General features: G+C 74.3%; 10 protein-coding genes and 1 tRNA gene. 6 read left to right on the top strand and 5 right to left on the bottom strand.

Annotated features, from left to right (window positions below; translation table 11 throughout):
* The first annotated feature begins 90 nt into the window (after positions 1 to 90).
* Together ACFV0G_RS24585 and ACFV0G_RS24580 are read left to right on the top strand one after the other, a co-directional pair.
* Positions 91 to 948, top strand: a complete 858-nt coding sequence (locus ACFV0G_RS24585) for a LuxR C-terminal-related transcriptional regulator (RefSeq protein ID WP_380551804.1) — start codon at positions 91 to 93, stop codon at positions 946 to 948.
* Positions 949 to 1036: 88 nt separating this feature from the next.
* Complete coding sequence (locus ACFV0G_RS24580; RefSeq protein WP_380551801.1) at positions 1037 to 2581, top strand: polysaccharide biosynthesis protein; 1545 nt, start codon at positions 1037 to 1039, stop codon at positions 2579 to 2581.
* Positions 2582 to 2635: 54 nt separating this feature from the next.
* On the opposite strand, the gene ACFV0G_RS24575 is transcribed toward ACFV0G_RS24580, so the two are convergent.
* Together ACFV0G_RS24575 and ACFV0G_RS24570 are read right to left on the bottom strand one after the other, a co-directional pair.
* Positions 2636 to 3601 (bottom strand): hypothetical protein, encoded by a 966-nt coding sequence (locus ACFV0G_RS24575; RefSeq protein WP_380551798.1) that lies wholly within the window; start codon positions 3599 to 3601, stop codon positions 2636 to 2638.
* Between the two features lie 125 nt (positions 3602 to 3726).
* Entirely contained in the window at positions 3727 to 4221 is a 495-nt protein-coding gene (locus ACFV0G_RS24570; protein ID WP_380551795.1) for a MarR family winged helix-turn-helix transcriptional regulator, read from the bottom strand.
* Positions 4222 to 4333: 112 nt separating this feature from the next.
* Here ACFV0G_RS24570 and ACFV0G_RS24565 point away from each other — a divergent pair, with 112 nt between their 5' ends.
* Positions 4334 to 5170 (top strand): methyltransferase domain-containing protein, encoded by an 837-nt coding sequence (locus tag ACFV0G_RS24565; RefSeq protein WP_380551792.1) that lies wholly within the window; start codon positions 4334 to 4336, stop codon positions 5168 to 5170.
* A 31-nt stretch (positions 5171 to 5201) separates the two neighbouring features.
* On the opposite strand, the gene ACFV0G_RS24560 is transcribed toward ACFV0G_RS24565, so the two are convergent.
* From ACFV0G_RS24560 to ACFV0G_RS24550, 3 genes are read right to left on the bottom strand one after another with little or no spacing between them, the layout of a single operon-like run.
* Positions 5202 to 6065 (bottom strand): DMT family transporter, encoded by an 864-nt coding sequence (locus ACFV0G_RS24560; protein ID WP_380551789.1) that lies wholly within the window; start codon positions 6063 to 6065, stop codon positions 5202 to 5204.
* 18 nt (positions 6066 to 6083) lie between these two features.
* Complete coding sequence (locus ACFV0G_RS24555; RefSeq protein ID WP_380551787.1) at positions 6084 to 6815, bottom strand: TetR family transcriptional regulator; 732 nt, start codon at positions 6813 to 6815, stop codon at positions 6084 to 6086.
* 26 nt (positions 6816 to 6841) lie between these two features.
* Complete coding sequence (locus ACFV0G_RS24550) at positions 6842 to 7804, bottom strand: acyl-CoA desaturase (protein WP_380551785.1); 963 nt, start codon at positions 7802 to 7804, stop codon at positions 6842 to 6844.
* 196 nt (positions 7805 to 8000) lie between these two features.
* Between ACFV0G_RS24550 and ACFV0G_RS24545 the strand changes: the two genes are divergently transcribed.
* The 3 genes from ACFV0G_RS24545 (at position 8001) to ACFV0G_RS24535 (ending at position 10794) form a co-directional block, all read left to right on the top strand.
* A tRNA-Gln gene (locus ACFV0G_RS24545) sits at positions 8001 to 8071 on the top strand.
* 71 nt (positions 8072 to 8142) lie between these two features.
* Positions 8143 to 9600, top strand: coding sequence for a bifunctional UDP-N-acetylglucosamine diphosphorylase/glucosamine-1-phosphate N-acetyltransferase GlmU (gene glmU, locus ACFV0G_RS24540; protein ID WP_380551783.1), 1458 nt, complete (start codon positions 8143 to 8145; stop codon positions 9598 to 9600).
* A 216-nt stretch (positions 9601 to 9816) separates the two neighbouring features.
* A complete protein-coding gene (locus tag ACFV0G_RS24535) occupies positions 9817 to 10794 on the top strand; it encodes a ribose-phosphate diphosphokinase (protein ID WP_380551781.1) in 978 nt (325 codons plus the stop codon).
* Positions 10795 to 10910: the final 116 nt, after the last annotated feature.

The raw sequence follows: 10910 nt of genomic DNA, 5'->3' as shown, positions 1-10910 counted from the left end.
TCGGGCGGCGCGGGGGGGCCCGCCCGGGGGCCGCCGCGGCGGGGGGGGGGGGGGGGGGGGGCGCCCCCCCCGGCCGCCGCCGAGCGCGCGCTGGAGCGCGCCGCCGCCGACGGGCGCCCGTACGACGTGGTGCTGGTCGACGCGGACCTCGGCCCGCACCCCACGGCCGCCGACGCCGCCCGGCGCGGACCGGCCCGACCGGCGCGGGCCGACCACGGTGCGCCGCCCCGGGCCCTGGCCGTCCTGCCGCACCAGCGCCGCGAGGGCGCGGCCGGCCGGCCGGCCCGCACCCCCGCACCGCCGTTCGCCGACGGCATCACGCTCACCGCCCGGGTCTGCCGCAGCCACCCCGCACTGCGCGCCGTGGTGCTCGCCACCGCGGACGACCCGCAGCGCGCCGTGCGCGCCCTCCAGGCGGGGGCCGCCGGATGGGTCGCCCGGGAGAGCTCGCTGGCCCGGCTGATGACGGTGATCCGCGGCGTGCTGCGCGACGAGACGCACCTGCCGCCCGCCCTGCTCACCGGCGTGGTGCGGGAGCTCACCAGCGCCCGGCGCGACCGCACGGAGAGCGAGCGGCTGGTCGGCACCCTCACCCCGCGGGAGGAGGAGGTGCTGCGCTGCATGGTGGCCGGCCTCGGCCGGCAGGCGGTCGCCGAGCGGCTCTACCTCTCGCCGCACACCGTGCGCACCCACATGCAGAACGTCCTCGGCAAGCTGGGCGTGCACTCCACGCTCGCCGCGGTCGCGGTGGCCCGGCGGGCCGGCCTCACGCCCTCCGACCCGCCGCTGCCCGAACCGCTTCCGCAGCCGCCCGCGGACGTTGCGGACCCGCCGACCGCGGAGGCGCCCGTCGCGGGCCCGCCCGCGGCGGCGGCCCGCTCCGGTGCGCCGCACCCCGCGGTGCACACCCGGACCGTCGCCACGACCGCCGGCCCGGGGGCCGGCTGACCCGCGGCGCCCCGCTCACCACGCCGGGGCAGCGGCCCGGCGCCACACCCAGGTACCTCTCCGTCAGGCCAGGGAGACCGGAGGACAGATGTCGCCGAACAGCACCGCCGCACGCCTGAACCAGCCCACCGTTCCGATGCCGAAGCATCCGGCCGGGTCGACGGGGCTGCGCACGCTGGTCATCGGCGGCGGAGCCGCGGGGTCGGCACTCGTCCGCGACCTGCAGCGCACGCCCGAGTTCGGGCTCGCGCCGGTCGGCGTGCTCGACGACGACCCGGCGAAGGCGGGCGGCGAGATCGAGGGCGTGCCGGTGCTCGGCACGCTCGCCGCGCTCGGCACCACCGCGGTGGAACACGGCGTCCAGGTGGTGGTGCTGGCGATCCCCGGGCTGCCGCACCAGCAGGTCAGGGCGCTCGCCACCGCGGCGGGCGGGGCCGGCGCCGCGGTGCGCTACCTGCCGTCCTTCCTCTCCGCGCTGCGCCGCGAGGTGGTCGGTTCGGACATGCGCAGCCTGGACGTGAACAGGCTGATCGGGCGTCACGAGGTGCACGTGGTCTCGGCCGACGTCCGCGCGGTGATCGAGGGCCGCCGGGTGCTGGTGACGGGTGCGGGCGGGTCGATCGGCAGCGAGCTGTGCCGGCAGGTGCAGGCGTTCGCGCCGTCCGCGCTCTACATGCTCGACCACGACGAGTCGAACCTGCACCGCCTCCAGCTGGAGATCTGGGGCGAGGCGCTGCTCACCGACGAGTCGCTGGTGATCGCCGACATCCGGGACCGGCCGCGGATCCAGCAGATCTTCCGCGACCTCAAACCGGAGGTGGTCTTCCACGCGGCGGCGCACAAGCACCTGCCGCTCCTGGAGCGCCACCCGAGCGAGGCGGTGAAGTCGAACGTGCTGGGCACCGACCACCTGGTCGAGGCGGCGCTGGCGACCGGCGTGGAGCGCTTCGTGCTGATCTCCACCGACAAGGCGGCCGACCCGACCTCCGTCCTGGGCGCCTCCAAGCGGCTGGCCGAGCTGATCGTGCAGGCCAACGCGCGCGACGCCCGCAACCTCGGCACCGGGGTGTTCTCCGCGGTGCGGTTCGGCAATGTGCTGGGCTCGCGCGGCTCGCTGCTGTCCGTGCTCGCCGAACAGCTGCAGAGCGGCGGCCCGGTGACGGTCACCCACCCGGACGTGACGCGGTTCTTCATGACCATCGAGGAGGCGGTCGGGCTGGTGCTGGAGGCCGGCCGGATGGCGGAGGGCGGCGAGGTGTTCGTGCTCGACATGGGCGAGCCGGTGCGGATCGTCGACCTGGTGCACAACTTCGCCCGCCAGGTGCAGCTCGGCGCCGAGGAGGTGGAGATCCGCTACACCGGCCTGCGGGCCGGGGAGAAGCTCAACGAGGCGCTGTTCTCCGAGGGGGAGGAGCGGCTGCCCACCGTGCACGGCCGGATCTTCGCCACGGTGGGCGCCGAGGACGCCGGGCCCGAGGACCTCGCGGGCGGGCTGACCGGCCTGTACTCGGCGGCCGCCGTCAACGCGGACGACGAGGTGCGGCGCCGGCTCGCCGGCCTGCTGCCCGGGTACGTGACCCCCGAACCGGAGCCCGTCCCGGCCCTCAGCGCCCCGTACCCGGACGGCTTCTGACCCCGGCCGGGCTGCCGTACCCACGGACCGGCGCCGCGGTGGCCCGGAGGACCGCTAGCGCCGCAGCCGGGCCAGCAGCAGGTTCGGGTCCTTCATCGTGGTGTAGGCGGCGCTGGTGACGTACACCGTGCTGCCGCTGATCGCGACGGCGGTGGGGTTGGAGAGGCCGTCGCCGGCGTCGAGCACGACGGTGTGGGCGCCGTCGGGGGCGACCCGGGCGACCTGGCTGCTGCTGTTGATGGCGGCCAGCGCGGTGTCGTCCCGGCCGGGGAAGGCGAAGTCGTCGATGCCGGCCAGCCCGGTGGCCCGGGTCTCGATCGGGCCGGCGGCGCCGTCGCCGCGGTCGGTTGCGCCGATCGGGATGCGCAGCAGGGTGCCCCGGTCGGTGTTGCTCACCCAGACGGCGTCGTGCTGCACCTTGATGCCGTTGGCGCCGAGGAAGCCGGCCGGCCGCAGCTCCGGGCCCTGCGCCCAGGCGGTGGCGGTGCCGCCGTGCAGCGGGACGCGCCAGACCACGCCGAGGACGGAGTCGGCGGAGTAGAGCAGCCCGGTGTGCTCGTCCAGCGCGAGGCCGTTGGGGAAGCCGTCCGGCGGCAGGGCGGCGATCCGCTGCGGGGCGCGGCCCGGCGAGAGCCGCCAGATGCCGGTGAGGTCGGCGGTGCCGGTGGCGTAGCTGAAGAAGAGGCTGCCGTCGGGGGTGCGGACGATGCCGGTGGGCGCGGGGACGCCGACCACCGGGGTGCTGTTCACCGGCGGGGTCGGCAGGTCGGCCAGGACGCGGATGCGGCCGTCGGTGTCGACCCGGGCGATCTGGTGGGCGCCGACGAAGGTGACGTCGGCGGCGCCGTCCGGCTCCAGGGCGATGTTCTCGGGCATCTGGCCCCTGGCCAGGTCGAAGTGGACGGCGATGTGCGGGTCGGCGAGCGGCGGGGCGACGGCGCCGGCGGGGGCCGAGGTGAGCAGAGCGAGGACGGTGGCTGCCGCGCCGAGCGCGCCGGCGAGGCGGGGAAGGCGGTGCACGGGGGGTCTCCTCCGGGAGCGTGGGCGACCGGTCGTTCACGGTCGGTTCCCATCGGACCACGCACGGTGGCGGGCCACCCGTCGGCTTCGTCCGGGTGGTGGCCGGGCCCGGGCCTGAGGAGGGGTCAGCCGGCCCGGTCGAACGGGGCGACCAGCTGCCGCAGCAGGGCGGCGAGCTCGGTCTGCTGCCCGGCGGAGAGCTGGGCGAGCAGCTCGCGCTCGTGGGTGAGCAGCCCGGCGAGCGCCTGGTCGGCCTTGTCGCGGCCGTCGTCGGTGAGCCGGACGAGGACGCCGCGCCGGTCGTCGGGGTCGGGCAGCCGCCGTACCAGGCCCTTGCCGGTGAGCCGGTCGATCCGGTTGGTCATGGTGCCGGAGGTGACGAGCGTCTGGGTGAGCAGCTGGCCGGGGGAGAGCTGGTACGGGGAGCCGGCCCGGCGCAGGGCGGTGAGCACGTCGAACTCCCAGGGCTCCAGGCCGTGCTCGGCGAAGGCGGTGCGGCGGGCGCGGTCGAGGTGCCGGGCGAGCCGGCTGACCCGGCTGAGCACCTCGAGCGGTTCCACGTCGAGGTCGGGGCGCTCACGGCGCCATGCAGCGACCAGCCGGTCGACCTCGTCCTCCATGTCGATCAGTGTATCGGGGGTTGTGTCGATGTGAAGTCTCTTGACATCGAGAATTTTCAGGCGCAGTCTCTCGATCGGATATCTTGATGTCGAGATACTTTGGGAGGGCGCCATGCCCGAGGACACCCCGCCCGCCGCCGCGAGCACCCCCCGCTGGGACCCGGACCAGTACCTCCGCTTCGCGGACGAGCGCACCCGCCCGCTGGGCGAACTCCTGGCCCGCGTCCCCGAGCTGCCGGCCGGTCCGGTCGTGCTGGACATCGGCTGCGGACCCGGCAACTCCACCGCGCTGCTGCGCGAGCGCTGGCCAGACGCCCGCCTGACCGGCGTCGACAACTCCGCCGACATGCTCGCCACCGCCCGCACCACCGGCGAGCCCACCGCCCGCTACGAGCTCGCCGACGCCCGCAGCTGGGACCCGGCCCCGGCCCGGCCCGACGCGATCGTCTCCAACGCCACCCTCCAGTGGCTGGACACCGCCGGCCCCGGCCGCCCGCCCGGCCACCTGGACCTGCTGCCCCGCTGGACGGCGGCGCTGCGGCCCGGCGGCGTGCTGGCCTTCCAGGTGCCCGGCAACTTCGAGGCGCCCAGCCACACCCTGCTGGCCGAGCTGCGCCGCAGCCCCCGCTGGCGGGAGGCGCTCGGCGAGGGCGCCGTCCGGGCCGGCGTCCACGACCCGGCCGACTACCTGCACACCCTGCTCGCCGCGGACTGCACCGCCGATGTGTGGGAGACCACCTACCTCACCCTGCTCACCGGCGAGGACCCGGTGCTGGAGTGGGTCAAGGGCACCGCACTGCGCCCGGTGCTCGCCCGGCTCGCCGACCCCGCGGACCGCACCGCCTTCCTCGCCGAGTACGGGGCGCTGCTGCGCGCCGCCTACCCGGCCGGGGAGCGGGGCACGGTCTTCCCGTTCCGGCGGATCTTCGCGGTCGCGCAGCGCCGCTGAGCCGCCGCCCCCGGGGCCCGGCCGTGCGGCGTCAGCGGTGCAGGTGGTGGTGGCCCGGCATGGCCGGGTGCCGGCCGAGCACGACCACGCCCGCGACCACCGCCAGCAGCCCCACCACCTGGAAGGCGATCGCGACGGGGGTGACCCGCAGCTCGTCGCCGAGGAACCCGACCGCGCAGGCGATCCCGGTCAGCGGCTGGGCCGCGGTCAGGGCGGGCAGCGACATCCGCAGCGGCGCCGCCTCGAAGGCCGACTGCACCAGCAGCAGCCCCACCACGCCGATCACCACGACCGTGTACGGCTGCCAGCTGTGCACCACCGCGGACACGCCCCCGGAGTCCAGCCGCTCGGTGGTCATCCGGGTCAGTGCGTCCTGGAGGCCGTAGAGCAGGCCGGCGGCGAGGGCCAGCAGGGTGGCCTCCTCGAACAGCGGCATCCGCCGGGCGAGGGAGACCAGCAGCAGGGCGAGGCCCGCCACGATGCCGACCACCAGCCAGAAGCGCAGCGGCCCGGCCTCCGCCCCGCCGCCCTGGGGGCGGCCCGCGGCGATGAACGCCGTCACCCCGAGCGCGATCAGCACCACCCCGATCCAGCCGGAGCGGCCCAGTCTCGTCCCGGTCAGCCAGCGGGCCAGCAGCATCGCGAAGACCAGGTTGGTCGCCAGCAGCGGTTCCACCAGGGCCACCTCGCCCTGGCTCAGTGCCACCGCGCTCAGGATCAGGCCGGTGACCATGAAGGCGATGCCGAGCAGCCAGTCCGGCATCCGGGCCAGGTCGAGCAGCAGCCGCCAGTGCAGCAGGTCGCTCTTCGGGGCCCGCTGGGCGGCGTGCTGCTGGAGCACGAAACCCAGGCCCAGGCAGCAGGCCGCACCCACTGCCAGCAAGAACACCGCCACGCGACCACCTCGGACCCGTCAGGCCTGCCGTTCTCCGACCAGCTTGGGGTGCCGCTCCAGGCCCTCCAGGCCGTGCCACGCCAGATTCACCAGATGGGCGGCGACCTCGGCCTTCTGCGGCTTGCGCACCTCCAGCCACCACTGCCCGGTCAGGGCGACCATCCCCACCAGCATCTGCGAGTACATCGGCGCCAGCCGGGCGTCGAAGCCGCGCGACTTGAACTCCAGGCCCAGGATGTCCTCGACCTGGGTGGCGATGTCGCTGATCAGCGAGGCGAAGGTGCCCGTGGACTGGGCCACCGGCGAGTCCCGGACGAGGATCTTGAAGCCGTCCGTGGAGGTGTCGATGTAGTCCATCAGGGCGAAGGCCGCCTGCTCCAGCAGCTCCCGCGAGTGCCCGCCGGTGAGCGCGCCGGTGACCATGTCCAGCAGCAGCTGCATCTCCCGGTCGACGACGACCGCGTACAGCCCCTCCTTGCCGCCGAAGTGCTCGTACACCACCGGCTTGGACACCCCGGCGCGCTCGGCGATCTCCTCGACCGAGGTGCCGTCGTAGCCGCGCTCCGCGAAGACCGAGCGGCCGATCTCCAGGAGCTGCTCGCGGCGCTGCTTGCCGGTCATCCGCACCCGGCCGCCGCCCCGGCCGCCGCGGGCCGCGGGAGCCGAGCGGGTGCGCGCCGCAGTGGCGCCGCCGTCCCCGCCCGGTGCGTGCTGATGGCCGTCCGCGGTGTCTGCGTTGCTCCCGTTCACCCCTACATCATGCTGCAGCGGGCGGGTCATACGGCGCGGCGGGCGTCGATCCGCTCGGCCCGCGGCCAGCGGACGTCGCTGGCCCACCCGAGCCGCTCGAACCAGCGGATCACCCGGGCCGAGGAGTCCACCTGCCCGCGCAGCACGCCGTGCCGGGCACTGGTGGGGTCGGCGTGGTGCAGGTTGTGCCAGGACTCGCCGCAGGACAGCACCGCCAGCCACCACACGTTGCCGGACCGGTCGCGGGAGCGGAAGGGCCGCCGGCCGAGCGCGTGGCAGATCGAGTTGATCGACCAGGTGACGTGGTGCAGCAGCGCGATCCGCACCAGCGAGCCCCAGAAGAAGGCGGTGAGCGCACCCTGCCAGGAGAGCGTGACCAGGCCGCCGACCAGCGGCGGGAGCAGCAGCGAGATCGTCGTCCAGAGCCAGAACAGCCGGGAGACCCGCCTTATGGCCGGGTCGCCCACCAGGTCCGGCGCGTAGGTGTGCTGCGGGGTCTGCTCCTCGTCGAAGAGCCAGCCCATGTGCGCCCACCACAGGCCCTTCAGCAGGGCCGGCACGCTCTCGCCGTACCGCCAGGGCGAGTGCGGGTCGCCCTCCCTGTCGCTGAAGCGGTGGTGCTTGCGGTGGTCGGCGACCCAGCGCACCAGCGGGCCCTCCACGGCCAGGCTGCCGGCCACCGCCAGCGCGACCCGCAGCGCCGGCCGGGCCTTGAAGGAGCCGTGCGTGAAGTAGCGGTGGTAGCCGACCGTGATGCCGTGGCAGGCGACGAAGTACATCACCGTGGCGATGGCCAGGTCCGTCCAGCCGATCCCCCACCCCCAGGCCACCGGGACGGCGGCGAGCAGGGCGACGAAGGGGATGCCGATGAAGAGGGCCAGGGTGATCCGCTCGACCGGTCCCTGTTTCTCGCCGCCGAGGGTCGCGGAGACCTGGCTGGCGGGCGGCTCGGCCGCCCGGCTGGGTGCTGTGCCGGCCTGGATGGTCATGGTGGGCGTCCTCGGGTGAGGGAACGGTACCTACGTTTCCGTAACCTACGGCATCGTAGGTAGTGGCGCCCGGGAAGGGAAGACGTGTCGCAGGTGCGGTCCGCCGGTGATGGTGGATGCCGGGCGGCGCACCCCGTACGCTTAGGCCTGCGTTGCCCGCCGGCGTCTGCCGGTGCGCACCCGTGCACGGCATCCGTCCCGGATCGTCTAAGGGCAGGACAGCTGGTTTTGGTCCAGCTTATGGGGGTTCGAATCCTCCTCCGGGAGCACAGCGCACTGCCCTGCAGCGCCCGGCCGCCGCGCCGACCCTCCCTCAGAACTACCGAGGAGCCTCCCGCGTGAGTGCCAACAAGCCTGCTGCCGTCGTCGTGCTCGCTGCCGGCGGCGGCACCCGGATGAAGTCCAACCGGCTGCCCAAGGTGCTGCACGAGATCTGCGGACGCTCCCTGGTCGGCCACGCGGTCGCCGCGGCCCAGGAGCTGACGCCCGAGCACCTGGTGGTCGTGATCGGCCACCTGCGCGAGCTGGTCGCCGCCCACCTGGAGACGGCCGCCCCGGGCGTGCGCACCGCCGTCCAGGAGGAGCAGAACGGCACCGGCCACGCCGTGCGCACCGCGCTCGCCGCGCTCGCCGCGGACGGCGTCGAGCTGGACGGCACCGTGCTGGTCACCACCGGCGACGCGCCCCTGCTCACCGGCGCCACCCTGCAGGCCCTCGCGGACACCCACGCAGAGCAGGGCAACGGCGTCACCGTGCTGACCGCCGTGGTGCCCGACGCCACCGGCTACGGCCGCATCCTGCGCGACGCGGACGGCGCGGTCGCCGCGATCGTCGAGCACAAGGACGCCACCGACGCCCAGCGCGCGCTGAACGAGATCAACTCCGGTGTCTTCGCCTTCGACGCCAAGCTGCTCGCCGAGGCCCTGACCCGGCTGACCACCGACAACGTGCAGGGCGAGGAGTACCTCACCGACGCGCTGGAGATCCTGCGCACGGCCGGCCACCGGGTCGGCGCGGTGGTCGCGGCCGACCACCGCGACATCGTGGGCATCAACGACCGCGTCCAGCTCGCCGAGGCCCGCCGGATGCTCAACGACCGGCTGCTGGAGCGCGCCATGCGCGCCGGCGTCACCGTGGTCGACCCGGCCACCACCTGGTTCGACGTCCAGGTGACGTACGAGCCCGACGCGGTGGTGCTGCCCGGCACCCAGCTGCAGGGCGCCACCCACCTCGGCGAGGGCTGCGAGGTGGGCCCGAACACCACCGTCACCGACAGCGCGATCGGCGCCGGCGCCACTGTGAGCAACGCCACGGTGATCGAGGCCGAGGTCGGCGAGGGCGCCTCGGTGGGCCCGTACGCCTACCTGCGCCCGGGCGCGAAGCTGGCCCGCAAGGCCAAGGCCGGCACCTACGTGGAGATCAAGAACTCCGAGCTCGGCGAGGGCGCCAAGGTGCCGCACCTCTCCTACATCGGCGACGCCACCATCGGCGAGGGCACCAACGTGGGTGCGGCGTCCGTCACGGTGAACTACGACGGTGTGAACAAGCACCGCACGGTGATCGGGGCGCACTGCCGTACGGGCTCGGACAACATGTTCATCGCGCCGGTGACCGTCGGTGACGGCGCCTACACCGCGGCCGGCTCGGTCATCTACCAGGACGTCCCGGCCGGTTCGCTGGGCGTCGCCCGGGCGCAGCAGCGCAACGTCGCCGGCTGGGTGGCCCGCCGCCGCCCGGGTACGGCCTCGGCGCGGGCCGCGGAGGCCGCGGGGACGGCCGGGACCGAGGAGAACTGAGGCGACTTCCGAGGTCCGTGGGGGATCTTGGGATGTGGTCCCGGGGCGGACGCTTCGGCGCGGGGCGCGTAACCTGGAGTACATACGTGCGCCACTGGGCTAATCGTCCGCGTCTCGGCGTACCCCAAATCCCCCGCTGACCGACGGCCCGAGCGCTCGCCGCCCGGGTGCGCCGCAGCGGGTTCATGTGCGGCAGCAACGCGAGGAGACGGTGCAGTGAGCGGGATCACGACGTCGGGTGAGAAGAAGCTCAGGCTCTTCTCGGGCCGTGCCCACACCGAGCTGGCGGCGGAGGTGGCCAGCGAGCTGGGGACCGAGCTCGTCCCGACCAAGGCCCTGGACTTCGCCAACGGCGAGATCTACGTGCGCTTCCTGGACTCCGCGCGCGGCGCGGACTGTTTCGTGATCCAGAGCCACACGGCTCCGATCAACCAGTGGATCATGGAGCAGCTGATCATGATCGACGCCCTGAAGCGGGCGTCGGCGCGGAGCATCACGGCGATCCTGCCGTTCTACGGCTACGCCCGCCAGGACAAGAAGCACCTCGGCCGCGAGCCCATCTCGGCCCGTCTGATCGCCGACCTGCTGCGCACCGCGGGCGCCGACCGCCTGATGGCGGTTGACCTGCACACCGCGCAGATCCAGGGCTTCTTCGACGGCCCGGTGGACCACCTGTTCGCGCTGCCGATGCTCGCCGACTACGTGGGCGAGAAGGTCGACCGTTCGAAGCTGACGATCGTCTCTCCCGACGCCGGCCGGGTGAAGGTGGCCGACCAGTGGTGCGACCGTCTGGACGCCCCGCTGGCCATCATCCACAAGCGCCGCGACATGACCCAGGCCAACACCATCCTGTCCGCCGAGGTCGTCGGTGACGTCAAGGGCCGCGTCTGCGTCCTGGTCGACGACATGATCGACACCGCGGGCACCATCTGCGCCGCCGCCGACGCGCTCTTCGACAACGGCGCCGCCGACGTCATCGTCGCCGCCACCCACGGCGTGCTCTCCGGCCCCGCCGCCGACCGCCTCAAGAACTCCCGGGTCAGCGAGTTCGTCTTCACCAACACCCTGCCGACCCCGGCCCAGCTCCAGCTGGACAAGGTCACCACGCTCTCCATCGCCCCCTCGATCGCCGCCGCGATCAAGGAGGTCTTCGAGGACGGCTCGGTCACCAGCCTCTTCGAGGGCGTGCACTGACCGTCCCGCGGTGCGTTCGGCCCCCCCGCGTGGGGCGCGCGGGGGGCTGCCGAAACCGCACCCGCCCGCCGCCGGGGGGGGTGTGCCGCCCGGCCCACGGCCCGTGCTCGACCGGG

This window comes from Kitasatospora sp. NPDC059571 (genome assembly GCF_042735675.1).
In the GTDB taxonomy this organism is placed as follows: Bacteria; Actinomycetota; Actinomycetes; order Streptomycetales; family Streptomycetaceae; genus Kitasatospora.
The sequence above is the reverse complement of the archived record's forward strand: the minus strand, read 5'-3'. Positions and strand labels throughout refer to the sequence as shown.